Consider the following 24,265-nt stretch of genomic DNA (forward strand, 5'->3'; position numbering starts at 1 on the left):
CGTTACGAAATATCGCTGACAGATGACAGGTTTATACGGCAAGGATATAAGCCGAAGCAGCAAACCGCATGGAGGACGAGAATGCCCGAGGACGATCACAACAGCCGCAACTGGAACACCCTGCCCTGGCATCGCCAATGGCTGGTAAAACAGGCCGAGGGACTTTTCGATTTCTTCCAGTATCGCGCCGTCAACCCCGCCGGCGGCTTCTTCGATCTCGATGCCACGGGCGCACCGCTGCAGCCAAACGACCCCGTGCGCGGCATCCATGCTTCGGCCCGCATGGTGCATTGCTTCTCCATCGGCCACCTGCTTGGCCGCCCGGGCTGCGGCGATATCGTCGATCACGGCATGACCTATCTCTGGAACAGGCACCGCGATGGCGAGCATGGCGGTTATTTCTGGCAGGTGAACGATGCCGGCCCGGTGGACGCCACCAAGCAGGGTTATGGCCACGCTTTCGTGCTTCTGGCCGCTTCTTCCGCCAAGACCGTCGGCCACCCGCTGGCCGACAAGATGCTGGCCGATATTACCGAGGTTTTGGAAACCCGCTTCTGGGAAGAAAAACACGGCGCCATCGCCGAGGAATTCCATCGCAACTGGTCGCCCATCGAGAATTATCGCGGCCAGAACTCCAACATGCACCTGACCGAGGCGCTGATGGCGGCCTATGAGGTCACCGGCGACAATAGCTACCTCAGCAAGGCGGAGCGCATCGCCGATCTCGTCATCCGCCGCCGCGCCGGCGAGCTGGACTTCCGCGTGCCGGAGCATTTCGACGAGAACTGGACACTCGACAAGGAGTATCGCGGCAACGAAATGTTCCGCCCCTCCGGCTCCACCCCCGGCCACTGGCTGGAATGGGCCCGCCTCATCCTGCAATTGTGGGTGCTGGGAGAGCGCCGACACGACTGGATGCCGGTGGCCGCTAAATCGCTGTTCGTGCAATCCATGGCGCTCGGCTGGGACCGGGAAAAGGGCGGCTTCTTTTATACGCTCGACTGGAACGACAATCCCGACAAGCGGGCCAAGCTGTGGTGGCCCATGTCCGAGGCGGCGGGCGCTGCCCACTTCCTCAACGAGAACCTGCCGGCGGACAACTTCTATGAAGACAGCTATCGCCGCATCTGGAGCACCATCGCCAACAACTTCATCGACCATGCCAATGGCGGCTGGCATGAGGAGCTGACGGAAGATCTGGTTCCCGCCCACACGCTGTTCCCCGGCAAGGGCGATATCTACCACGCGCTTCAGGCCTGCCTCATCCCGCTTTTCCCGGCGACGGGAAGCCTGACGAAGGTGATCAGGGAAAGCGGCGGGGATTATTGAGGCGCGCTGCGCAACCGTTCGTCATGCCGGCCTTGAGCCGGCATACAGCCACGGCGCGTCTGCGCCGTGAGAGGAGCCTTTCGCGATCAAGCACTTGATCGCACTGGACCCCGGATCAAGTCCGAGGTGACGATGTATGGCGACGTCTCAAAACCCGATGGTTTCCTCGAAATCGTCCCAGGACTGGTACATTTCATAACGCCCGATACCGGGGATCGGCACATGCCCGTAATAGGGCGAAAGCTGGAACTCTGCAGCCGCCTCGCTCTTGCCGGCCACGGCGGCCACATAGATGGCGGAGGCGAGCCCGGTGCGGTTCGCGCCATGTTCGCAATGGATGAGGATCGGTTTTTCCGCATTGCGCAGCACGGCCGCCAGCGTTTCCGAATCTTCCACCGAGACCTTTTCGCTTGAACTCAGCGGATAATCGACAAGCCGGATGCCGTTGTTCTTGGCCGCAAGACTTTCGGCATCATACCAGCCTTCACGCTTTTCATCGCGCAGGTTGATGATCGTCTTGATGCCATAAGCCTTGGCATAGGCCGCGATGTCCTTGCCGCTCGGCTGGGCGGAACGATAGAGTTCGCCGGGAATGACTTCGTGAAAATTTCCGGTCAGTTGACCGATGCCCATATGCGCACCCGCCAGAACCGGCAGGGCGACAAGGCCGATGGCGGTTATTTTCAGAAACTTCAGCACAATACGCAAAACATCAACCCGCGACATTCATCGAATGGAGGGGGAAATGGCATCGCAAATGGACGAAAACAAGTCAGCGACTGCCCCAGCCGGTTCCGTTGCGAACGATGGCAATTCACCCATCCGCCTGAAACCTCTGTGATGCAGGGATTTTTCGGCCGCGGCTCACCGGCGCGAAATTTTTCAAAATGCCGTGATAACCGGCAGCCGCACGAACCGCTCAGTCGAACTCCGCGGAAATGACGGTGACACGCCATTCCAGCCGTTGCGGCTCCACCCTTTCATTGTTGCGCATCCGGAACGCCCGGCAGGCCGAGAAAGTCTCCCCGGCCTCGATCCGTCTTTCGCTCACCTGATAGGGATCGAAGGAAACGGAGGCACGGAAGGCCGGTTCGAACCCTTCGAGCGTATAGGTCAGCCGCTGTACGGCGACATTATTGTCGTTGCGGAAGCTGACGCGGATCGGCAATGCCGCATCCGGGCAGGCCGCATCGAATCCGGCGCTCGCGACGATATGGTCAAGCCGCTGGTTGCCGCGCCACCAGTCATAAATCACAAAGGCGGCGGTGGCCGTCCAGATCAGCAACAGGCAGATGACAACGGGTTTGAGATGCCGCGGAAATGCAATGAGGGTGAGAAGAAGAATGGCGCTGAGAACGGCTCCGACAATCACGTCGCCCCTCCTCCGCTAAAATAAAGCCTCATGCGATCTCATCCTCCCATGCCCTTTCCGCCCGCAACGATCCCCCTCACCGGGAAGCCGCAACGGTGTAGTCTCAACCGCAGCTCATGCCGCCGGCAATGCAGCGAAAAGCATCGGCACCGCCATAGTCTACCACAACTCTATGGTCGCGCCCTGCGCTGTCAAGACAACCAAGCGTGACGTCGGCCGGCCGCCCTGCCGGACTTTTGACGAAACGGCGAAGGGAACCAAACACGGCCAAAGACGTTCGCCGCATCAGAACAGCATGGCGGGGCGATAAAAAGCCGCGATCCGGGGCAAGACGGCCAGCAAAGCCGGGAGGACAAGAGCGCCTCTTGGAACCGCCGAACCCCGACCCATATTAAAAGCAGCTAATCTATGCTATGGATGTCAGTCAGCTCAGGGAGAAAAACGATGAAAACGCTGATCGTAACGTCACTCCTGGCCCTGTCGGCCAGCACCGCAATGGCCGCGGATGCCGTCTACGAAACGCCCGCACCTCCGGTCGCGCAGGAAACCCTGCCCGTCTTCACCTGGTCTGGCCCCTATCTTGGTATTCAAGGCGGCGCGGGCTGGGCGAATGGCGATTTTTCGGCGGGCGGTCCGGTCGCCTCGGATAATTTCGACGGCGGCATTCTGGGCGCCTTCGTGGGTTACAATTACCAGTTCGACAATAATCTGGTCCTCGGCATCGAAGGCGACGTCGATTATAACTGGAACGACAATGACTATGCGGGCACCGAAATCGGCACCGACTGGCAGGGCTCCGTTCGCGGCCGCGTCGGTTATGCGTTCGACCATGCCCTGCTCTATGCCACCGCCGGCTGGACCGCGACACGCGGCTTCATCGAAACGCCCGGCGCCGGCAAGGACAGCACCACCTTCAACGGCTATACCGTTGGCGCGGGTCTGGACTATGCCTTCACCGACAATGTGTTCGGCAGGCTGGAATATCGCTACAACGATTATAGCGACAAGGACATCTTCGGCATCAACACCGATGTCGACCAGCACACTGTGAAGGTCGGTCTCGGCGTGAAGTTCTGATCGCGACCAATCGATTTCGACAAAAAGCCCGGCCATACGCCGGGCTTTTCCGTTACTGAAAGCCTGAACCGGCTTGAATTCTTACATTCTGAAATCAGAAAAATATGAACTGTGCTGAAATGGAATATTCACAGGCCGTTCACCCGTCCCGTGCCATGATCCGGGCATAATGAGCCTCTATCTCCCGAAGCAGGCTTATGGAGTAGCCCCGATGAAAAAGATAATTCTTTCCACTATTGCCGCGCTGGTCGCCACCGGCAGCATTTTTGCATCCTATGGCACCGCTGCCGCGCAGGACTATCCCTATCGCCCGCGCTATGACCGTGGCTACGACCGCGGCGGCCCACCCCCGCCGCCCTATCGCGAGCACCGCCGCCACAATGACGGCGCAGCGATTGCCGGCGGCCTCGCCGCAGGCGTCATCGGCGGCCTGATCGGCGGCGCCATCGCCAACAGCAATAACGGCCCGCGCTACTACGAGCCGCCACCGCCGCCCCGCCCGCGCTGCTGGTTCGAAGACCGCCGCGTTCCCAATTCCTATGACGGCGGCTGGCATACGGAAAGTATGCGGGTTTGTAACTGACATTAAAGCTTTCTCGATCCGGCTTGCCCCATCGGCACGCCGGATCGGCTCCGACGCATTCATTCCGCAGCCGGAACTTGCCATCGGCATAGCAGAGATCACGCCTCAGACGTGACAGAGGCGCGCTCGCGAAGAGCCACAAAACATCCCAAGCAATTGATCTTGAAAGAAAATGGTGGGCCCGGAGGGACTCGAACCCCCAACCAAGCGGTTATGAGCCGCCGGCTCTAACCATTGAGCTACAGGCCCTTTTCGGAAAAACCAGTCCGAAACACCGATTTCGCAATGGCTCGAATCCGGTGGGTCACGCTCTAACGTAATTTTTTGAGCCCGACAAGCCAATGATGCTTTCGCAAAGCAGTGCCGCCGTATTAGCTACACAATCTAAGGCAATACCCTTCAAAGGGACTCAATCAACGAGGAAACACCATGAAGACAAAAACGGCCCGCCTTTTCGCACTCACCGTAATGACCGCAGCAGCCATGATGCCGCTCGCCGCCCAGGTGTCTGCGCAGGAGGCTACCCCGCGCGAAGCCACCATCAGTGTTTCCGGTGAAGGCCAGTCGGCCATTGCCCCCGATATGGCGATCCTGTCCTTCAGCGTCGTCAAGCAGGCGGAGACCGCGGCTGCGGCGCTTACCGAAAACTCCAAGGCGCTTGCCGATGTTCTGAAGGCGCTGAAAGAGGCCGCCATCGAGGACCGCGACCTGCAGACCAGCAATTTCTCGGTGCAGCCGCTCTACAAGCACTATGAACCCAAGGATGGCGTCTATGTCGCGCCCGAGATCACCGGTTATCAGGTGTCCAACGGCCTGACCGTGCGGGTGCGCGACCTGAAGAAGCTCGGCACGATCCTCGATACATCCGTCAAGCTCGGCATCAACCAGGGCGGCGACATTACCTTCACCAATGACAAGCCCGAAGCGACGGTGACCGAAGCCCGCAAGCTGGCCGTTGCCGATGCTCTGGCCAAGGCGAAAACGCTGACGGAAGCGGCAGGCGTGAAGCTTGGCCGGGTCATTCAGATCAGCGAAAACTCGCAGCGCCCGATGCCGGTACCGGCGGGCATGATGCGCGCTTCGATGATGAAGGAGGCCGACAGCGTGCCGATCGCTTCGGGTGAGAACAACTACAGCGTGGTGGTCAACGTCACCTTCGCTCTCGAGCAATAAGATCGACGGCGGGCGGCGCCCAGGCGCCGCTCCTGCCCCATCTCGCGTTCACCCACTCGCATAACCCGAAATGAAATGCCCCTCGCCTGCCTTTCCGGACAAGCGAGGGGCATTTTTGATCCATCTGCCGTACGGGGATATCGGCAGATCGATAAGGTCGCCGCTGTTAGCGGCGGATGACATATTAGCGGCGGATGACCGGGCAGCCGCGCTCATTGGCGAAAACGACGCGGTCACGGCCGCGACGGTCGAAGCCTGCAACCACGACACGGCGCGGCGATACATCAACGACGCGGGCGCGGCGAAGGCCCATGCGGCTCGCTTTTTCTTCCGCCAGCCAGGGCGCGCAGCCACGGCGCGGGCGATCCGGGCGACCCCAGCCGGGACGATGGCCATAGCCATCCTGAACCTGAACTCTGAACTGAACGTCCGAGCCTGCGGAAGCCGCCGGCGCAGTAAAGGAAATTCCACCGAGGGCGATGAGGGCAGCCAGGCCGGCTTTTGCGAAGGTGCTGAACATGAACTCACTCCGTTTGTTGCTTTGCCGACAGGGGAACATCCCCCGGCGATTGACGAGACCCTAGACCCGCCCGCCTGAATATCAGCAGAACCGAATGTTCAGCAGGCGTTCAGGGAGGTTAACGCGGAACGCCTTGATCCGGATCCAGCTATCACGGCGAGATATGCAGCACGATTTCGCGCCGATGCGACTCATCGCGGTGTTCGAAAAGATAAAGGCCCTGCCAGGTGCCGAGCACGAGCCTGCCATCGCTGATCGGCACGCCGATGGAAACCGTGGTGAGCGCCGATTTGATATGGGCAGGCATATCGTCGGGGCCTTCGAGCGTGTGGATGATCCAGCGCATGGAAGGATCGTCGGAAGGCGGCACGAGACGGGAGAAAAACACCGTGAGATCGCGCCGCACATCGGGATCGGCATTTTCCTGAATAAGCAGCGAGCAGGATGTATGGCGGACGAAGATCGTCAGCAGTCCTTCTTCCACGCCGGCGTGGCTGACGAATGCCTTGGCCTCGGATGTGAATTCATAAAGACCCTGCCCACGGGTAGCGACGATCATTTTTCTCTGCGGCACATTTTTTCCTTCAACGCGTTGGAACAAAATCGGCGCTGCCAACGTTTCAGCATGTCAAATTGTATCCGATGACGTAAGGGATACGACAATTGCGTGACGACGGCTTATAAAAGCAGAACGGAAAACCGGCGTCACAGTTGCAAAAAACGGGGAAGGGTTGGCACTATCAGAATGAATTATTCAAGCTTACCCGTTCCTCGACGAACAAAACACTCCCCGTACAAGACAGGCACAGGGTGCGAAAGACTTATTCATGGCCCCCAGTGACTATCATGTCGACCTGACCAATTGCGACCGCGAACCCATCCACATCCCAGGCTATATTCAACCGCACGGCTGTCTCATCGCCTGCGACAACGCCATGCGCATGGTGCTGCGGCATTCTGAAAACTGCCGCGAACTGCTGGGCGTCCAGGGCGATATCAATGGCAGGACCGCCGAGGAGGTGCTCGGCAAAAAGCTCGTCCACGATCTTCGCAATGCGCTCACCGTCACCGGCAGAACCACGCGCCCCGCCATGCTGCCCGCCATGGAAATGAGCGACGGCCGCAGTTTCGATATTTCCCTGCACCGCTACAAATCCACCACGATCATTGAATTCGAGCCCTCCCGCAGCGAAACGCAGCCGCTCGGCACCGCGCGCAAGATGGTGGACCGCATCCGCGAGGCGGACAGTGTCGAAAGCCTGATCTCCAGAACGACGCGGCTGATAAAGGCGACGCTCGGTTACGACCGGGTGATGATCTATCGTTTCGAGGAAGACGGCGCCGGCAAGGTCGTGTCGGAAGCGAAGCAGCCGGAGCTGGAAAGCTTTCTCGGTCAATATTTCCCCGCCAGCGACATACCCCAGCAGGCCCGCGCGCTCTATCTCAAGAACACATTGCGCATCATCTCCGATGCCAGTGGCGCCCGGGTTTCCGTCCTGCCGGCGCTCGACGCATCGGGCGAACCTCTCGATATGTCCTTTGCCCATCTGCGCAGCGTCTCGCCCATCCATTGCGAATATCTTCGCAACATGGGTGTTGCGGCTTCCATGTCGATTTCGGTGATTGTCGACGGGGCGCTCTGGGGCCTGATCGCCTGCCATCATTATTCCCCGCGCGTGCTGACCATGCCGGTCCGGATCGCCGCTGAAATGTTCGGAGAGTTTTTCTCCATGCATTTGCAGGTTCTCAAACAGAAGCGCAGGCTCGATACCGTCCACCATGCCCATGCCGCGCTTGACCGCTTCCTTCGGCTTGCCGCCCATCACGCCAACATCGAAGAACTGCTGATCGACAGCTTTCAGGATTTTGCCGATCTGATGCCCTGCGATGGCGTCGGCCTGTGGGTGGGAAACAACTGGCACGGCCATGGCGCAACGCCGCCGCATGACGCCATTCCAAGGCTGGCGCGCTTCGTCGCCTCAACATCGGAAGGTAAGGTCTGGGCGACGCACGCGCTGTCGCAGGCCATACCGGAGGCGGAAATCTATGCCAGCACGGCAGCCGGAATGCTCGCCATTCCGCTGTCGCAGGTGAAAAACGACTACCTGCTGTTTTTCCGCAAGGAGATCGTGCAAAACCTGAACTGGGCCGGCAATCCGGAAAAATCCTATGAGACCGGCCCGATGGGCGACCGCCTCACCCCGCGCAAGAGCTTTGCGATCTGGAAAGAGACGGTCCGCCTGCAGGCGCAGCCCTGGTCGGAAGCCGACCGGGAGATCGCGGAAGCGGCGAGGATCGCGCTGGTCGAGGTCGCATTCCATCACAGCGAGCTGATGGCGGGCGAAAGAGAACGCGCGGAAGTGCGCCAGCGCATGCTGAACGAGGAGCTAAACCACCGCGTCAAGAATGTTCTGGCCATCATCAAATCGCTGGTCGGCAATCCCTCGCAGGAGGGCAAGACCCTGCAGGAATATGTGACAGCGCTGAAGGGCCGCATTCAGGCATTGTCCTTTGCCCATGACCAGATCATTCGCGGTGAAGGCGGCGGCGCGCTTCGCGATCTTCTGGATGCCGAACTGTCGCCGCATCGCTCGCCGGAAACGGTTGTGAAACTGACCGGCCCGCAGGTGACGCTCGATTCGCGCGCTTTTTCCGTCATGGCTCTTGTTCTGCATGAGCTGGCGACGAACGCCGCCAAATACGGCGCGCTTTCGCAAAATGGCGGGCAATTGCACGTGCGCTGGACCCTCGACGAGAACCGCGATTGCGAGATTGAGTGGCGCGAAATCCTGCCCACCAAACTGCCCCCGCCATCGCGCGCGGGCTTCGGCACAGCACTCATCAGCCGCAGCATCCCATACGATCTCGGCGGACGCAGCACGTTACGCTATTTGCCTGATGGGCTGGAGGCGGAAATTCTCCTGCCCTCCCGTCACGTTTCCTCGGCCACGGCAGTCGCCGACACGCAAACCGAAGATGAAACCGCGCCGCAGCCCAGACGCTATAACCGGGAGGAGCCGTTGAAAGTATTACTCGTCGAAGACCAGATGCTGATCGCCATGGATGTCGAGAACATGCTGGAAGACAACGGCATCAAGGCAATCGAAACGGCAACCTCCTCGGCAATGGCCATTGAAAAATTGAAGACCTATGTGCCGGATGTCGCCATTCTCGACATCAATCTCGGCTCCGATACATCGATCCCCGTCGCCCGCGAACTCCACCGCCGCGGCGTCCCCTTCCTCTTCGCCACCGGTTATGCGGATGGCAGCATGGTGCCGGATGAATTCGGTACCGTGCCGGTGATCAGGAAGCCCTATGATGAGGATGCGCTGATGGCAGGCATTGGGCTGCTGGTGGGGGATGCGGAGCGGGTTTAGGAGACTTATGTGAACGAGGCTTCCTGATTGGGAAAACCCGCCCTCACTGAAATCTCGTAAAGCCCCGCTTTTTCGCGTCTTCCGGGCTGACCTCATTTCCGATTTTAAACCGGAATTCCGTCACGGTGTAGTTTTCCAGATCGACTTCGCACTGGAACGAGACGTCATGCCAGCCATTGCCCGTGTTGAAGGCGCCGCCGGAAGCATCGATCGAATTACCGGAAATCCTGCCGCCCGTGTCCGAATAGGGGATCATGCCTCTGGCGGCAAATCCCGCGCCCTGAATCTGGGCCAGGGCTTCGGTGCTGCAAAGCTGAACAACGCGGCGACGCGGTGGCAGATCGCCAAACATCTGGCGTCTCTGGGCCGGTGACAGCATGGACGAAGACAGGAGGTTTTTGGCCACCGGAAGTTTCGCGGGCTTCTTTTCCGTCACTTCCGCCGGCTTTTCCTCAGCCGGCTTTGCCTGCGGCACGGGCGGCTGATCGGGCTGCGCTTCTTCCTTCACCGGTGAAACCGCGATCTCCCCCTGTGCGGCGGAAGCCTGAAGATCGCTGTTGGCGGCAGGAGCTGCGGGCTTTTCCTCAGCCGTTTTTTCAGGCTGGCTTGCAGGCTCCTCGGCAGGCTCGGTCTTTTCCGTTTCCTCCGTCTTGCCCGGCTTGTCCTCGGGGTCCGCCTGCGTTTCCTCCGGCCTCATGGCGATGGCAGGCAACGTCGCCTGCGGCTGCGGCAAAGGTTTTGCCTCTTCCGCCGGAGGAGCGGGCGGCGGCGGTGGGGGTTGCGGCTTTTCCTCTTTCGCCTTCTCTTCACCCGGCGGCGGGGCCTCCTCCGCCTTTTTCTCCTCGGGCGGAGACACGAGATCGACGCTGATGCTTTCCGGCTCCTGCGGCTCGGCTATCCGCTCCGGCAGCTCGAAAAAGAAAAGCGCGACGACGGCAAGATGCAGCAGCACGGAGACGGGCACAGCCCATCCTCCCCTCCGCCATTTGCCTGCCGAAATCTGTTGCATCTCATCGAACCAAATCGAACCCGGGCTTATCCAGCAAAAGCGGAATGCCTGTTTTCACACATAAGGCTTGTCGCAGAGTTCGCCAGTGCGGGAAACAAAAAACCCGGCCAGCACTGACTGACCGGGTTCAATTTTAAAGGAAGCGGAACGCTTAGCTGTCGAGGAAGCTGCGGAGCTTTCGCGACCGGCTCGGATGCTTCAGCTTGCGCAGCGCCTTCGCTTCGATCTGACGAATACGTTCGCGCGTGACCGAGAACTGCTGGCCGACTTCTTCCAGCGTATGGTCGGTGTTCATGCCGATGCCGAAACGCATGCGCAGAACGCGCTCTTCACGCGGCGTCAGCGAAGCCAGAACGCGGGTGGTCGTCTCGCGCAGGTTCGCCTGAATGGCGGCGTCGATCGGCAGCAGCGCGTTCTTGTCCTCGATGAAGTCACCGAGATGCGAATCCTCTTCGTCGCCCACGGGGGTTTCGAGCGAAATCGGCTCCTTGGCGATCTTCAGAACCTTGCGCACCTTTTCCAGCGGCATGGCCAGCTTCTCGGCCAGTTCTTCCGGGGTCGGCTCGCGGCCGATCTCGTGCAGCATCTGGCGCGAGGTGCGAACGATCTTGTTGATCGTTTCGATCATATGCACCGGAATACGGATCGTGCGGGCCTGGTCGGCAATCGAACGGGTGATCGCCTGCCTGATCCACCAGGTCGCATAGGTGGAGAACTTGTAACCGCGACGGTATTCGAACTTATCAACCGCCTTCATCAGGCCGATATTGCCTTCCTGAATGAGATCGAGGAACTGCAGGCCACGGTTGGTATATTTCTTCGCAATCGAGATCACGAGACGCAGGTTGGCCTCAACCATCTCCTTCTTGGCGATACGTGCTTCGCGCTCGCCCTTCTGCACCATCGAAACGATGCGGCGGAATTCGGCGATGGAAATGCCGGTTTCCGTGGAGAGGTTCTGGATTTCCTGACGGATTTCCCGGATCGTGTTGCTTTCCTCGCGGGCGAATTCCTTCCAGCCACGGGCGGCCAGATTGGCAATCGACTTCATCCAGTTCGGATCGAGTTCCGCACCGTGATACTGCTCAAGGAAGCTGTCGCGCTTGACGCCGTAGGATTCGGCGAGGCGCAGCAGCCGGCCTTCATTCTGCATCAGACGCTTGGAAATGTCGTAGAGCTGCTCGACAAGGCTGTCGATACGGTTCTGGTTCAGCGACAGCGACTTGACGGCCGTGATCAGCTGATCCTTCAATTCCTTGTAACGACGCTCCTGACCGGAAGACAGGGTGCCGGTGCAGGCCAGACGCGCCTCAACCTGCTGGTCCTGAAGCTTGCGCAGCTTCTTGTAGGTATCAGCGATGGTGTCGAGCGTTTCCATGACCTGCGGGCGCAGTTCGGCTTCCATCGCGGCAAGCGAAAGATTGGACTCGTCGTCGTCCTCTTCTTCCTCTTCCGGCGGCAGGCCATCGCCGCCGACATCCGTCACATCCTCGTCGCCGGTCGGCGCGCGCAGCTTGCGGGTCTTTTCCTTCTCTTCGGCAGCCTTGCGGTCCGCCTCGATCTTTTCCGGGCTCTGGAACTGCGGAGCCGCCTTGGCTTCCGGACCGGAATAGGTGGTTTCGAGATCGATGATCTCGCGCAGCAGCGTCGTGCCTTCGTTCAGTTCGTCGCGCCAGATGATCAGCGCCTGGAACGTCAGCGGGCTTTCGCACAGGCCCGAAATCATCGTTTCGCGGCCAGCCTCGATGCGCTTGGCGATGGCGATTTCGCCTTCGCGCGACAGAAGCTCGACGGAACCCATTTCGCGCAGATACATGCGCACCGGGTCGTCGGTACGGTCGGTCGGTTCTTTCTTCTTGGCGGTCGCAAGCGCGGTGCCGCTGGAAGGGGCAAGTTCCCCACCCTCGGAATCGTCGCTATCGGAATCGCTGTCGTCGTCGCTGCTGGCGGCTTCCTCGGCGTCCTCGTCCTCGATGACATTGATGCCCATGTCGGACAGCATCGCCATCGTGTCCTCGATCTGCTCGGAGGTCACCTCTTCAGACGGCAGAACGGAATTCAGCTCGTCCATCGTCACATAGCCGCGCTTCTTGGCGGCCTTGATCATTTTCTTGACCGCGTCATCCGAAAGGTCGAGAAGCGGGCCGTCCGTCGCACCGTCGCGTTCGTTTTCTGCTTCTTCGTTTTCTTTGACTTTGGTTGCCATCTATCTCGTCGCTTTCCCTGACGCTAACACCTGTTCCGCCGCATCGCCGTCCGCCCCTTGAGCATCCGGCGCATTGCCGCGAATCACTGTCAGACACCTAACGGAGTGATCTTTAATTGCCGATTAACCACGGCAGCCTCAGGCAGAATGCAAAGACAGTGCACCCGGAAATGCTTGCTCATGCAATTTCTATCCGCCAAGGCTCATTCCACCTTACTTTTCCTGAAATGGTGATTCCCGCTATTTCCCGCCCCGTCAAGCCTTTGAGGGCGAGACAGCCAAGGAAATTCTTAAAAAGAGCCGCATTTTGCGGGTTATCACCAGACTATCCCCTATTTAGGACGCCTGCCGCAAAAGGCAACCCCAAACACCTTTCAATTCTGCCGACCACCCTCAGCCATGGCCGACGGCCGGCCCCTTCACCCGGCCGGACATGACCCCGAAACCATCGATGATCGCCTCCTGATTTTCCATGCGGCCGATTTCCAGCTGCACTTCGGCCAGCGCCCGCACCAGCAATGTACCGCGTTCGTCATCCGTCGCCTCGGCGATTTCCCGCTCCAGTTCCTTTTTCTGCCAGAGCAGGGATTTCGTCCTCTTATGCAGGGAAAGCGCCTGCACGTAACCCTCGCGCGCATCCTCCATCGCCGCCTGCTCCGTCGCCGTCCACAGGCGGGCATTGCGAACCTGCTGATCCATGGCCTTCAAAAGCACCTCGAAACCCTGCTGCGACAGGCGCTCGATCAGCCCTGCCCGCGAAATCTCCGCCGCACTTTCCGCCGCATAGGTCAGCACCGTCGACCACAGGCGCTGCAGATCGCGGTTCTCATAGTCGATGGCGGCGATCTCGTCATATTCCTCGAGCAGCAATTCGGGATGGTTGACGATGGTGATGGCGAGAACGCTTTCCCGGAGCGAAGGCTTTGTCTGATAGCCCCTGACGAGACCGGATTGCACCAGCCGGTCTGAAATGCTGCTGGCCGGCGCGGCCATCGCCCCGCCCCGCCCCGGCGCATTGCGCTGGAAACCGCGTCCCGCCGGCTGCGCGCCGTTGCGGCGGAAACTGCCGTTCTGAGCCCCGCTTTGCTGAAAACGCGGCTGGAAAAAGCCGTTCAGCCTGTCGCGCATATCCTGCTGGTAAAAACGGCGCACCGTCTCGTCGCCGATAACGGCCACGATCTGCCGCAACCGGCTTTCAAGCTGCGCGCGTTTTTCCGGCGTATCGAAAGTGACGCCGGAGGTCTCGCGGCTCCAGATCATCGCGGCCAGCGGCTTGGCTTCAGACAGCACCCGGTCGAAAGGTGCACGTCCCTCCAGCCGCACGAGATCGTCCGGGTCCTTTCCGTCAGGCAGAAGCGCGAAGCTGACGGAACGATCCGGCTTGATATGCGGCAGGGCAAGATCGGCCGCACGGTTGGCGGCGCGAATGCCGGCGCCATCGCCATCGAAGCAGAGAACCGGCTGCGGCGACATTTTCCAGAGAAGGTCGAGCTGGCTTTCCGTCAGCGCCGTGCCGAGCGGCGCGACGGCATTTTCCACACCCGCCTGATAGAGCGCGATGACATCCATATAACCTTCGACGGCGATGACCGAACCGCCGGCCGCCTGCGAGGCGCGCCGGGCGCGGGCGAAATTGTAGAGAACATTGCCCTTGTGAAAGAGCTCCGTTTCGTTGGAGTTCAGATATTTCGCCACCGCATCCGCGGCCATCGCACGGCCGCCGAAAGCGATCACCTTTTCCCGCGACGACAGGATCGGGAACATGATGCGGTCGCGGAAGCGGTCGTAGGAGACCGGCACATTCTCATGCACCACCAGCCCGCAGGCCTCCATCTGTTCCTTCGTCACGCCCTTGCTCGCCAGATGCTCTTTCAGCGCATTGCGGCTATCGGGCGCATAACCCAGTCGGAAAGTCTCGATGGTGCGCCCGGTCAACCCGCGATCGCGCAGGTAAGCCCGCGCCCGTGCACCGAGCGCGGTCTGTAACTGGTCCTGAAAGAACAGCGTCGCCATTTCCATGACGTCCTGAAGCGAGGTGCGCTCACGCTCGCGCTTTTCCGCCTGCGGATCGGGCTGCGGCATGGAAATGCCGGCCATATCGGCAATCTGCTGCACGGCCTCCGGAAAACTCAGGCCCTCAAGCTCGGTCAGAAAGCGGAAGTGATCGCCGGAAACGCCGCACCCGAAACAATGATAGCGCCCCTTGCGGTCCTCGCAGTGGAAGCTCGGACTTTTTTCGCCATGGAAAGGGCAGCAGGCCCAATAATCCCCGCGCGACGTGTTGGTCTTCTTCTTGTCCCAGGACACACGTCGGCCGATCACATCGGAGATGTTCACGCGGTCGCGTATCTCATCGAGGAAAGAATTGGAAAAGCGCATGGGTTACCTATTCGAGGCCAGTCTTTCATATAAGCGCAGAAAAGCCGCAATACAAAACGGGCAGGTAAATAATACCCACTATTCACAGGCGGTGTTGACATTGATGTATATACAGATGAACATACAAAAGTGGCGCATGAGGGCCTTTGAAGTGGAACCCGTTTCAGGCTGCTCATGGACATTGTGACGAAAGATTTCATTTCCTTTGAATGGGATGAAAACAAGCGGCAGATTAATATTCAGAAGCACGGCATCGACTTTCCACGGGCGGCGCGGGCGCTTTCGCAACCCCATCTGGAAAGTCGCTCCGATCAAAACGGGGAAAGTCGTATTCTGGCGATATGCCCGGATACAGACGATCTCATCGCCATCATTTATACGATGCGGGGCGAGGTTTGCCGGATCATATCAGCAAGGGCGACGAGGAAAAATGAGCGAAGAACGTATCGTCAGATATTCTCCGGATGAAATCCGCAAAAAGATCGCCAAGGGCGAAGATGGAACCGACTGGGCGCGCGTCGACGCCATGACCGACGAGGACATCGAACGCGCCACACGTGACGACCCGGACTGGGCGGGCTTTGAGGATATCGACTGGTCAAAGGCTGAGGTGGTTTTCCCCACAGCCAAACAATCCATTTCCATCCGTGTCGATCAGGACGTCGTGGACTTTTTCAAGTCCACCGGCAAAGGATATCAGACACGTATGAACGCCGTTCTGCGCCATTATGTGCATGAACAGAAAAAGCGGCAGGGTTGAAGACAGCAAATCGCCATTGCGCCTGCTTCGGGCAAATTTATGGCACCGCAGCATCACCCAAAATTATGTTTTTGTAATTTGAGCAAGCCGAAGCGGCGATGTAAAAACATCAGCGAAGGCAGCAATTGACCTCCGTATAATCTGCCGACGCCCGCAGGCACGTCCCCCGAAAAAAGCCTGTGAAGGATCGCATTTTGATCCGCCGGAATGCGTTTTCGTCGACAGAAAAAAGGCAGGGCAGCCCACATCTGCCCTGCCTTTACTTTTTAAGGATGCCCGAACTTACTTCAGCAAATCCTTGACGACGCCGGAAGCCTTGGCGAAGTCGATCTGACCGGGATAACGCTCCTTCAGCGCATTCATGCACTTGCCCATGTCGCGCAGGCCCGAGGCGCCGGTCTCGGTGATGACGGCCTGGCAGAGTTCGCGCACCTTCTCGGCCGGGATTTCTTCCGGCATGAATTCCTTGATGATGACGATTTCCTCGCGCTCCTGAGCGGCAAGCTCGGGGCGGCCGGCGCCTTCATAGATGGTGGCGGATTCTTCCCGCTGCTTCACCATCTTCGTCAGGATCTGCATGATATCCTCATCGCTGACGGGGTCCTTGCCCACGCCGCGATTGGCGATATCGCGATCCTTGATGGCGGTCTGGATGAGGCGCACGGTCGAGGTGCGGCGTGCATCACGAGCCTTCAATGCGTCCTTCAAAGCGTTTGCGAACGTGTCGCGCATCATTTTTCTTCTCCTTAGGAAAGCGCTTTCCGCAGCTTCTCGATACGGAAACTTTCCACCTCATTTTGCGAAACGACATAAACGAGCAGACACGCTCAAGCAAATCAAATGCATAAGACCTTGAAAATACGGTGGTTTAATTCCACGTAAATCTTGGCCCTGCGGTTGACCGCTTGGGCTGCTTTCGTTATTTTCCGGCACCTGCACGAGATTTTAACGAAGGGTCGGAACGCGAGCTTTATCGCGCGCCCCTTTATGTCACGAAGCCTGCGACAAAAATGGCCCCTTCCCCCCTGCCTTTCAAGAGGCGGGGTGCGAAGCGGCAGAAACGGAACGAGATGACCGAGACAGCGCCCTGGACTACCCGCAAACCGACCGCAATGCTTGTTCTTGCCGATGGCACGGTGATTGAAGGAACGGGCATCGGCGCAACCGGCAAGGTTCAGGCCGAAGTCTGCTTCAACACGGCGCTGACGGGTTACGAGGAAATCCTCACTGACCCTTCCTATCTCGGCCAGATCGTCACCTTCACCTTCCCGCATATCGGCAATGTCGGCACCAATGAGGAAGACATCGAAGACCTGACGCCCGCCGCCCGTCGCGGCGCCGTCGGCGTCATCTTCAAGGCCGATATCACCGATCCGTCGAACTTCCGCGCTGCCAAGCATCTCGATGCCTGGCTGAAGGCCCGCGGCGTCATCGGCCTTTGCGGCATCGACACCCGCGCGCTCACCGCATGGATCCGCGAAAACGGCGCGCCGAACGCGGTCATCGCCCATGACCCGAACGGCGTCTTCGACATCGAAGCGCTGAAGGCGGAAGCCAAGGCCTGGAGCGGCCTCGTCGGTCTCGACCTCGCCATCGAAGCGACCTCCGGCCAGTCCTCCACCTGGTCTGAAACGCCGTGGGTCTGGAACAAGGGTTACGGCACGCTCGGCGAAGCCGATGCGAAATATCACGTCGTCTGCGTGGATTTCGGCGTCAAGCGCAACATCCTGCGCCTTTTCGCAGGTCTTGATTGCAAGGTCACGGTCGTTCCGGCCCAGACATCGGCCGAAGACATTCTGGCGCTGAAGCCGGATGGCGTGTTCCTGTCCAACGGCCCGGGAGACCCGGCCGCGACGGGCGAATATGCCGTGCCGGTCATCCAGAACCTCATCAAGAGCGAGCTGCCGATCTTCGGCATCTGCCTCGGCCACCAGATGCTCGGTCTCGCCGTTGGCGCAAAGACCGAGAAGATGCACCAGGGCCACCACGGCGCCAACCACCCGGTCAAGGACTTCACCACCGGCAAGGTTGAAATCGTCTCCATGAACCATGGCTTTGCGGTCGACACCAAGTCGCTGCCCGAAGGCGTCGAAGAGACCCATATCTCGCTGTTCGATGGCACCAATTGCGGCCTGCGCATCGTCGGCAAGCCGGTCTTCTCCGTCCAGCACCACCCGGAAGCATCGCCCGGCCCGCAGGACAGCCACTATCTCTTCTGCCGCTTCGTCAACCTGCTGCGCGAGAGACAAGGCGAGGCAGCGCTCGCCGAGCGCTGATACCTCGTAAAATCAGGAAAGATTGTACGGCCCGCTTTTCAGCGGGCCGTTTGCATTTCACGCTTCACCAGAAGGATGAAGCGGATGGTGAGCAGAACGGCCGCCGTCGAAAGGCCGATCACGAAACCGAACCAGACGCCGCGCCCGCCAAAGCCGAGCGGAAAGGCCATGGTCCAGGCAAGCGCCAGCCCGATCGGCCAATAGGAAATCAGCGCCAGCATCGCCGGAATGCGTGCATCCTTCAATCCGCGCAGCAGGCCCGCCGTGACGGCCTGAATGCCATCGACAAGCTGGAAGATGCCGGCGATCACTACCAGGCTGCTGGCATAGGCGAGCACTTCCGCCGCCTCTGGCAATTTCGCATCCAGGAACCATTTCGCCAGAAATTCCGGCACGGCCGCAAACAGTATGCCGCCGCAAATGGCAATGCCGCAGGCAATCGCATAGACCATGATGGAGGCGCGGATGAGGTTCTTGAAATCCCCCTGACCGCGGGCGATGCCCACCCGCACGGTCGCCGCCTGCGAGAGGCCGAGCGGAATCATGAAGGCAATGGAGGCGAGTTGCAGGGCGATGCCGTGCGCCGCAAGCTGCACGGTGCCGATCTGCCCCATCAGGATCGAAGCGGCGGCGAAGAGCGTCACTTCGGCAAGGATGGTGATGCTGATCGGCAAGCCGAGGCGCAGCACTTCGAAGAGCGCATGCCAGTCCGGCCGCCAGAAACGCACGAACAGCTCGTATTTTTTGGTTTCCTCCCGCGTCTGCACATAGGCGACGATGAAGATGAAGCTGAAGGCATTGACGATGACGGCAACGACGGCAGCACCGTTCATGCCCATGGCCGGCAATCCGAAATGGCCGAACACCAGCGCATAGGCAAGCAAGCCGTTCATCACCAGCATGATGATGGTGACATAAAGAATGATGCCGGCGCGCCCGATGGCGCTGACGAGCCCGCGCAGGACATAAAACAGCAGCGCCGGCAAAAGGCCGAACTTGGCGATGGCGAGATAATGACCGGTCAGCGCCGCCACATTGGGGTTCTGCCCAAGAGAAATGAGAATGCGCTCGGCATTGAAGAAGATCGGAAGGGCGAGCACCCAATAGGCGATTGCCACCCACATGCCCATGCGCAGCGAGCGACGGGCCGCCGTCGCGTCTCCCTGCCCGTAGGCCTGCGCTACCATCGGCACCACGGCCACGGAAAAGCCGGAGCCGAAAATGAAGACGACGAAGAAGAACTGGCCGGCCAGCACCATGGCCGCCAGCTTTTCAGCGCCAAGCTGTCCGACGATGACCATATCCGTTGTATGGATGCCAAGCTGTGCGAGCTGCGCACCGATGAGCGGAATTCCCAGCGCAAGCGTAGCCTGAAAATGCGAAAACCACGACCCCGATCCGGACGGAACGGTTTCTGCAACAACCGACGAAGACATTGTAATTCACCTGAACTTTGGCCGTTGCCCGCGAATTGCGCAACGGCAGCATGGTGATGAATAAAATATTCCCTTCCTGCACGCAACCTTTGCGGATGAGTGATCAAAATTTACGCAAACGAATGGCCCCGCGCCGGCCTCGGCGTAAACGACATGACATAAGATAAATTTAGCTGAATTTTACCATTCCGCTTTATTCATTAGAACATCGCGTAGTTCTTTTAAATCACAAGCTGCATGATGCAGAATATTCCCGCCTTTCTGGCATGTCTTTCCCACCATTTCACAAGATGAGCCGAACGGTACATCCTGTTCCAAGGACGTGTAGCTTGCCCAAAAAAACCAACCTCATGACACGCATCCTCTTTGCGGCGTCTTCGCTTGTCGTCGCCGCCTTTGCCGGTTTTTCCTTCTACATCGACAGCCTGCAGCACCGCGTCACGACGGAAGCGGTGGCGGAAAATATCGATTCTTCCGGCAAGCAGGCCGCGCAAAGCATCGCCAACTGGCTGAATGGCCGCATCATGCTGACGGAAACAGTGGCAAAGACGCTTGCCAAGCTTCCCGAGGAAGAGGCGAAGCTGCGGTTTCTGGAAAACGACGTTCTGACCGCGCAGTTCATGTCGACCTATTTCGGCAATGCCGAAACGGGAAGCTTCACCACCTTCCCCAAAACGCCGCTGCCGGAAGGATATGACCCGCGCAAGCGTCCGTGGTATCTGGATGCGGTCAAGGCCGGCAAGACGGTTCTGACCGAACCCTATAACGACGCCTCAACCGGCGGGCTCATCATCACCGCTGCCATTCCCGTCTCCATCGACGGCAAGCTGGCCGGCGTGACGGGCAGCGACTTCTCGCTCAATTCGCTGGTCAACATGATCAAGTCGGTCGATGCTGGCACGGACGGATATGCGTTCCTCGTCAGCAAGGACGGCAAGATCCTTATTCACCCCGATCCGAAATTCGTCGACAAGCCGCTGACCGATCTCTTCAAGGTCAATGCGCCGGCCATTTCCTCCGCCATTTCGCAGACGGAAATCGACGGCAAGGGCAAGATCGCCAGCTTCATTCCGGTTGCCGGCCTGCCCTCGGTCGACTGGTATCTCGGCTTTGTCGTTGATTCCAATGTTGCCTATGGCGCCATTGGCCAGTTCCGCCTGGCGGCGACCATCGCCACAATTCTCGCCGCCGCGATCATGATCGGTCTTTTGGCCACCGTGCTGTCCCGCTTCATCGTTCGCCCGGTGACGCAGATGACGTCAGCCATGGAAGGCCTCGCATCCGGCAATCTCGAGGTCGCCATTCCCGGTCAGGAGCGCACCGACCAGATCGGCTCCATGGCCGCAGCCGTCGCCGTGTTCCGGTCGAACGCCATGGAACGCCTGCGCCTCGAGGGCGATGCCGAAGAAAACCGCACGCTTTCCGAACGGGAGCGCAGCGAGCGCGAAAGACTGGCGGCAAAGGACGCCGCCGACATCCAGTTCGCGGTCGATTCGCTTGCCCATGGACTGGCGCATCTTTCCGATGGCGACCTCAACTACCGCATCGACACGCCCTTCGTGACACGCATCGACCGCCTGCGCGATGATTTCAACAATTCCGTCGCCAAGCTGAACGCAGCGCTCAGCACCGTCGGCCAGAACGCCCGCGCCATCGACGCCGGCGCCGGCGAAATCCGTCAGTCCGCCGACGATCTGGCGCGGCGCACCGAGCAGCAGGCCGCTTCCGTGGAAGAGACCGCGGCGGCGCTTGAGGAAATCACCACCACGGTCAAGGATTCCGCCCGCCGTGCGGAAGAAGTCGGCCGTCTGGTCGACCGCGCCCGCAACAATGCCGAACAGTCCGGCGTCATCGTCGAAGATGCGGTGCGCGCCATGGAGGGCATCGAAAAATCGTCGTCCGAGATCAGCAACATCATCGGCGTGATCGACGAGATCGCCTTCCAGACCAACCTTCTGGCGCTGAATGCCGGCGTGGAAGCTGCGCGTGCGGGTGAAGCCGGCAAGGGTTTTGCCGTCGTCGCCCAGGAAGTGCGCGAGCTTGCCCAGCGCTCCGCCAATGCGGCGAAGGAGATCAAGACACTGATCAACGCCTCAACGTCGCAGGTGCAGTCCGGCGTCGACCTCGTCGGCAATGCCGGCAAGGCGCTGGAAACCATCGTTCGCGAAGTGCAGGAGATCAATCGCCACATCGACGCCATCGTGACGTCGTCGCGCGAACAGTCAACCGGACTTCAGGAAATCAACACCGCCATCAACACCATCGATCAGGGCACGCAGCAGAATGCCGCCATGGTCGAGGAGCAGACGGCCGCAAGCCACGGGCTCGCCTCGGAAGCGGCGGCGCTCAACGAGCTGCTCGCGCAGTTCCAGCTCGCCACGGCCACCCGGCGGCAGGCGGAATATGGGCGCGCCGCTTGAGGGGGAGACAATATTGGCCGGATCGCTACTGCAACCAGATCACGGCCGACAGTCACCCGACGTCATCCTCGGGCTTGTCCCGAGGATCCAACCACGCCTCGTTTAAAAGATACGTCGCAGATACTCGGGACAAGCCCGAGCATGACGGAGGTGAGGTCTTGCGCCTTTCTCACCCTCATGGCCGGAGCGATCCGGCCATTTTTTTGTCCACCCTCATAATAGTCGGTTCCCGCCATTCACACGATCCGCTAGAGCTTGATCGATCACGATATGCGGAGGGATTCATGCTGGAACTGATTTGGCGCGGCATTGCCATGGGCATTGGCGGCACCGTGTTTATGGATATATGGGCAATCGTGCTGCACCGGTTCTTCGGCCAGTCCGCGCCAAACTGGGCGCCGGTCGGCCGCTGGTTCTGGCACGTGCCGAAAGGTACGATATTTCACGATAGCATCGCCACGGCGGAACCCTATGAACATGAACTGGCGCTCGGCTGGATTTCGCATTATGCCGTCGGCATTGTTTATGGCGTCATTCTTGCGCTGGTGGTCCCGGCCGCGTGGTTTGCCAATCCTTCGTTCATTGAGCCGTGGATCGTCGGCATCATAACGGTCGGTGCGGGCTGGTTCCTGTTGCAGCCGGGGCTCGGCATCGGCTGGGCGGCGTCGAAGACCCCCAACCCGAACAAGGTCCGCTTTCTCAACCTTGTGGCCCATACGGTTTTCGCCCTCGGCATGTATGCCGTGGCGCTTTTGATGCGCTAAATGAAAAGGGGGCTGAAAAGCCCCCTCTCCTGTCCGGTTCTCAGATATTCGCCGAGAACGTATCGCAATCTTCGACACGGCCGCTCTGGAAACCGCGCTTGAACCATTCCGCGCGCTGTGCCGAGGTGCCGTGGTTGAAACTGTCAGGCACCACATAGCCCTGGGTCTGCTTCTGCAGCGTATCGTCACCGATCTGGTGAGCGGCGTTCAGCGCTTCCTCGAGGTCGCCGGTTTCGAGAATGCCCTTCTGCTCGGTGAACTTGCCCCAGATGCCGGCATAACAATCGGCCTGAAGCTCGACGCGCACCGACATCTTGTTGGCATCCACCTGGCTCATCGACTGGCGGCGACGGTTGAACTCCGGCAGGACGCCGGTCAGGTTCTGGATGTGGTGGCCCACCTCATGCGCAATCACATAAGCCTGCGCGAAATCGCCGGCCGCGCCGAAACGCTGGTCCAGTTCCTTGAAGAAGCTGGTGTCGAGATAGACCTTACGGTCGCCCGGGCAATAGAACGGGCCGCTGGCGGCGGAAGCATAACCGCAGGCGGAAGACACCTGACCGGAGAACAGAACCAGCGTCGGCTTCTGATAGGTCTCACCGGCGGACTGGAAAATGCCGCTCCACGTATCTTCCGTCTCGGCCAGTACGGTGCGCACGAAAGCCGTCGTCTCGTCCGACGACTGGCCTTGCGGACGCGTGCCAGCCTGCTGGCCGCCGGATTGCTGCGTGGTGCCGCCGCCATCCAGTGAAATATCGCCGCCCGAAAGCAGCGTCAGCGGATTGATGCCAAGCACCCAGCTTATCAGCAGGATGACCAGAATGCCGCCAATACCGATACCGCCGCCGCGCCGCCCGATAGGCACACGCATTCCGCCACGAGAAAAAGGATCGCTACCGCCTGGCCCCGATCCCGCCGACATGCCGCGCCGGTCCTCGATATTGTCCGACTGGCGGCGCCCTCTCCATTCCATGCTATTCTCCCGGCGGATATCGCCTTAACAAGCTGCCTTATAACGGCACTATAATACATCTTGTTCCGGAAGGAAGCGTGGCCTCTCTCAGGCGGCTCGCCGTCTTTGCCTGAAGACCGCGACGAACAGGAAAACAAACAACAGGCCGCCGACCAAAAGTGTCAGAAAATCATCCCCGCCATTGCCGAAAACAACCTCGTTCATAATACGCGTGGGAAGGAAGGTGAGGCCGCCCGCTATGACGATACCGCCGAGATAGACGCCCTGCATGATGCGCATATGGTGCTTTATTTCACCCCTGCGCGCGAAATAGACCGATTGCAGACAGCCATATATGGTGAAAATCGACATCAGGTGGATCGGGCTGAAACCGTAGAAAACATTCAGCTCATGTATAAAAAATGTCGAGAACGACGTGACAATCATCAGGACAACCCAGATCTTGCCAAGCAGTCGATGAAAAGGCGTGCCTTTCGGAGAGAATAAAACCACCGCACCGATGATGGCGGCGGGAATGACCGTCGCCACATGCAGTTGAACGGCGAAAGGCGCATCAAGAAGAGGCTGAAGGGACATTTATCTCACCCGGTTGAACTCGGCGGCAATTT

General features: G+C 59.6%; 21 protein-coding genes and 1 tRNA gene. 10 read left to right on the top strand and 12 right to left on the bottom strand.

Features of this window, described 5'->3' with window-relative positions:
* Positions 1-81 precede the first annotated feature (81 nt).
* Positions 82-1,329, top strand: a complete 1,248-nt coding sequence (locus O3W47_RS12600; protein WP_269313879.1) for an AGE family epimerase/isomerase — start codon at positions 82-84, stop codon at positions 1,327-1,329.
* 147 nt (positions 1,330-1,476) lie between these two features.
* Here O3W47_RS12600 and O3W47_RS12605 read toward each other — a convergent pair whose 3' ends face one another.
* Positions 1,477-2,037: a dual specificity protein phosphatase family protein gene (locus tag O3W47_RS12605; protein ID WP_003522823.1), complete on the bottom strand. Its 561-nt coding sequence runs from the start codon at positions 2,035-2,037 to the stop codon at positions 1,477-1,479.
* Positions 2,038-2,248: 211 nt separating this feature from the next.
* Complete coding sequence (locus O3W47_RS12610; RefSeq protein WP_137003804.1) at positions 2,249-2,701, bottom strand: hypothetical protein; 453 nt, start codon at positions 2,699-2,701, stop codon at positions 2,249-2,251.
* A gap of 444 nt (positions 2,702-3,145) precedes the next feature.
* Between O3W47_RS12610 and O3W47_RS12615 the strand changes: the two genes are divergently transcribed.
* Positions 3,146-3,778, top strand: coding sequence for an outer membrane protein (locus O3W47_RS12615; RefSeq protein ID WP_003522825.1), 633 nt, complete (start codon positions 3,146-3,148; stop codon positions 3,776-3,778).
* A gap of 211 nt (positions 3,779-3,989) precedes the next feature.
* Complete coding sequence (locus O3W47_RS12620) at positions 3,990-4,361, top strand: hypothetical protein (protein WP_035261012.1); 372 nt, start codon at positions 3,990-3,992, stop codon at positions 4,359-4,361.
* Between the two features lie 173 nt (positions 4,362-4,534).
* Here the strand turns inward: O3W47_RS12620 and O3W47_RS12625 are convergent.
* Positions 4,535-4,610 (bottom strand) — tRNA-Ile (locus tag O3W47_RS12625).
* A 180-nt stretch (positions 4,611-4,790) separates the two neighbouring features.
* On the opposite strand from O3W47_RS12625, the gene O3W47_RS12630 reads away from it, so the two are divergent.
* The gene (locus O3W47_RS12630; RefSeq protein ID WP_137452936.1) at positions 4,791-5,534 is read left to right on the top strand and encodes an SIMPL domain-containing protein; all 744 of its coding nucleotides are present in this window, start codon (positions 4,791-4,793) and stop codon (positions 5,532-5,534) included.
* A 184-nt stretch (positions 5,535-5,718) separates the two neighbouring features.
* Here the strand turns inward: O3W47_RS12630 and O3W47_RS12635 are convergent, their stop codons facing one another.
* Complete coding sequence (locus O3W47_RS12635) at positions 5,719-6,054, bottom strand: hypothetical protein (protein ID WP_003522828.1); 336 nt, start codon at positions 6,052-6,054, stop codon at positions 5,719-5,721.
* Positions 6,055-6,205: 151 nt separating this feature from the next.
* Entirely contained in the window at positions 6,206-6,628 is a 423-nt protein-coding gene (locus O3W47_RS12640; RefSeq protein ID WP_269313880.1) for a secondary thiamine-phosphate synthase enzyme YjbQ, read from the bottom strand.
* A gap of 253 nt (positions 6,629-6,881) precedes the next feature.
* On the opposite strand from O3W47_RS12640, the gene O3W47_RS12645 reads away from it, so the two are divergent.
* Positions 6,882-9,434 (top strand): HWE histidine kinase domain-containing protein, encoded by a 2,553-nt coding sequence (locus O3W47_RS12645; RefSeq protein WP_269313881.1) that lies wholly within the window; start codon positions 6,882-6,884, stop codon positions 9,432-9,434.
* A gap of 43 nt (positions 9,435-9,477) precedes the next feature.
* On the opposite strand, the gene O3W47_RS12650 is transcribed toward O3W47_RS12645, so the two are convergent.
* From O3W47_RS12650 to dnaG, 3 genes are all read right to left on the bottom strand, one after another.
* Positions 9,478-10,398: a DUF930 domain-containing protein gene (locus O3W47_RS12650; protein ID WP_269313882.1), complete on the bottom strand. Its 921-nt coding sequence runs from the start codon at positions 10,396-10,398 to the stop codon at positions 9,478-9,480.
* Positions 10,399-10,594: 196 nt separating this feature from the next.
* Complete coding sequence (gene rpoD, locus O3W47_RS12655) at positions 10,595-12,649, bottom strand: RNA polymerase sigma factor RpoD (RefSeq protein WP_035260974.1); 2,055 nt, start codon at positions 12,647-12,649, stop codon at positions 10,595-10,597.
* Between the two features lie 393 nt (positions 12,650-13,042).
* The gene (dnaG, locus tag O3W47_RS12660; RefSeq protein ID WP_269313883.1) at positions 13,043-15,028 is read right to left on the bottom strand and encodes a DNA primase; all 1,986 of its coding nucleotides are present in this window, start codon (positions 15,026-15,028) and stop codon (positions 13,043-13,045) included.
* Between the two features lie 174 nt (positions 15,029-15,202).
* On the opposite strand from dnaG, the gene O3W47_RS12665 reads away from it, so the two are divergent.
* Both O3W47_RS12665 and O3W47_RS12670 read left to right on the top strand, forming a co-directional pair.
* Positions 15,203-15,496, top strand: a complete 294-nt coding sequence (locus O3W47_RS12665; RefSeq protein ID WP_127757301.1) for a BrnT family toxin — start codon at positions 15,203-15,205, stop codon at positions 15,494-15,496.
* A complete protein-coding gene (locus O3W47_RS12670) occupies positions 15,459-15,788 on the top strand; it encodes a BrnA antitoxin family protein (protein ID WP_127757302.1) in 330 nt (109 codons plus the stop codon). The genes O3W47_RS12665 and O3W47_RS12670 overlap by 38 nt, the downstream gene beginning before the upstream one ends.
* Positions 15,789-16,070: 282 nt before the next feature.
* Here O3W47_RS12670 and O3W47_RS12675 read toward each other — a convergent pair whose 3' ends face one another.
* The gene (locus tag O3W47_RS12675) at positions 16,071-16,523 is read right to left on the bottom strand and encodes a GatB/YqeY domain-containing protein (protein WP_127757303.1); all 453 of its coding nucleotides are present in this window, start codon (positions 16,521-16,523) and stop codon (positions 16,071-16,073) included.
* Between the two features lie 335 nt (positions 16,524-16,858).
* Between O3W47_RS12675 and carA the strand changes: the two genes are divergently transcribed.
* Positions 16,859-18,064, top strand: coding sequence for a glutamine-hydrolyzing carbamoyl-phosphate synthase small subunit (gene carA, locus O3W47_RS12680; protein ID WP_269313884.1), 1,206 nt, complete (start codon positions 16,859-16,861; stop codon positions 18,062-18,064).
* 38 nt (positions 18,065-18,102) lie between these two features.
* Here carA and O3W47_RS12685 read toward each other — a convergent pair whose 3' ends face one another.
* Positions 18,103-19,500 carry an MATE family efflux transporter gene (locus tag O3W47_RS12685; RefSeq protein WP_269313885.1) on the bottom strand — a complete coding sequence of 466 codons (1,398 nt, stop codon included), beginning with the start codon at positions 19,498-19,500 and terminating at the stop codon, positions 18,103-18,105.
* Between the two features lie 329 nt (positions 19,501-19,829).
* Between O3W47_RS12685 and mcpU the strand changes: the two genes are divergently transcribed.
* Both mcpU and O3W47_RS12695 read left to right on the top strand, forming a co-directional pair.
* A complete protein-coding gene (mcpU, locus tag O3W47_RS12690; protein WP_269313886.1) occupies positions 19,830-21,920 on the top strand; it encodes a methyl-accepting chemotaxis protein McpU in 2,091 nt (696 codons plus the stop codon).
* 284 nt (positions 21,921-22,204) lie between these two features.
* On the top strand, positions 22,205-22,684 hold the full coding sequence (locus tag O3W47_RS12695) for a DUF2938 domain-containing protein (RefSeq protein ID WP_003522837.1): 480 nt from the start codon (positions 22,205-22,207) through the stop codon (positions 22,682-22,684).
* Between the two features lie 40 nt (positions 22,685-22,724).
* Here the strand turns inward: O3W47_RS12695 and ypfJ are convergent, their stop codons facing one another.
* Together ypfJ and O3W47_RS12705 are read right to left on the bottom strand one after the other, a co-directional pair.
* Positions 22,725-23,657: a KPN_02809 family neutral zinc metallopeptidase gene (gene ypfJ, locus O3W47_RS12700; protein WP_137003815.1), complete on the bottom strand. Its 933-nt coding sequence runs from the start codon at positions 23,655-23,657 to the stop codon at positions 22,725-22,727.
* 87 nt (positions 23,658-23,744) lie between these two features.
* Positions 23,745-24,233, bottom strand: coding sequence for a DUF2306 domain-containing protein (locus O3W47_RS12705; protein ID WP_269313887.1), 489 nt, complete (start codon positions 24,231-24,233; stop codon positions 23,745-23,747).
* Between the last annotated feature and the right edge of the window lie 32 nt (positions 24,234-24,265).

It is taken from the genome of Agrobacterium sp. LMR679 (genome assembly GCF_027157905.1).
GTDB lineage: Bacteria > Pseudomonadota > Alphaproteobacteria > Rhizobiales > Rhizobiaceae > Agrobacterium > Agrobacterium leguminum.

Bases quoted from the DNA above. Each gene is read 5' to 3' on its own strand.
- O3W47_RS12615 (WP_003522825.1), top strand. From the start codon at position 3,146: ATGAAAACGCTGATCGTAACGTCACTCCTGGCCCTGTCGGCCAGCACC.
- rpoD (WP_035260974.1), bottom strand. From the start codon at position 12,649: ATGGCAACCAAAGTCAAAGAAAACGAAGAAGCAGAAAACGAACGCGAC.
- carA (WP_269313884.1), top strand. From the start codon at position 16,859: ATGACCGAGACAGCGCCCTGGACTACCCGCAAACCGACCGCAATGCTT.
- O3W47_RS12670 (WP_127757302.1), top strand. From the start codon at position 15,459: ATGAGCGAAGAACGTATCGTCAGATATTCTCCGGATGAAATCCGCAAA.
- O3W47_RS12645 (WP_269313881.1), top strand. From the start codon at position 6,882: ATGGCCCCCAGTGACTATCATGTCGACCTGACCAATTGCGACCGCGAA.
- dnaG (WP_269313883.1), bottom strand. From the start codon at position 15,028: ATGCGCTTTTCCAATTCTTTCCTCGATGAGATACGCGACCGCGTGAAC.
- O3W47_RS12685 (WP_269313885.1), bottom strand. From the start codon at position 19,500: ATGTCTTCGTCGGTTGTTGCAGAAACCGTTCCGTCCGGATCGGGGTCG.
- O3W47_RS12620 (WP_035261012.1), top strand. From the start codon at position 3,990: ATGAAAAAGATAATTCTTTCCACTATTGCCGCGCTGGTCGCCACCGGC.
- O3W47_RS12630 (WP_137452936.1), top strand. From the start codon at position 4,791: ATGAAGACAAAAACGGCCCGCCTTTTCGCACTCACCGTAATGACCGCA.
- O3W47_RS12675 (WP_127757303.1), bottom strand. From the start codon at position 16,523: ATGATGCGCGACACGTTCGCAAACGCTTTGAAGGACGCATTGAAGGCT.
- O3W47_RS12600 (WP_269313879.1), top strand. From the start codon at position 82: ATGCCCGAGGACGATCACAACAGCCGCAACTGGAACACCCTGCCCTGG.
- O3W47_RS12635 (WP_003522828.1), bottom strand. From the start codon at position 6,054: ATGTTCAGCACCTTCGCAAAAGCCGGCCTGGCTGCCCTCATCGCCCTC.
- O3W47_RS12665 (WP_127757301.1), top strand. From the start codon at position 15,203: ATGGACATTGTGACGAAAGATTTCATTTCCTTTGAATGGGATGAAAAC.
- O3W47_RS12705 (WP_269313887.1), bottom strand. From the start codon at position 24,233: ATGTCCCTTCAGCCTCTTCTTGATGCGCCTTTCGCCGTTCAACTGCAT.
- ypfJ (WP_137003815.1), bottom strand. From the start codon at position 23,657: ATGGAATGGAGAGGGCGCCGCCAGTCGGACAATATCGAGGACCGGCGC.
- O3W47_RS12695 (WP_003522837.1), top strand. From the start codon at position 22,205: ATGCTGGAACTGATTTGGCGCGGCATTGCCATGGGCATTGGCGGCACC.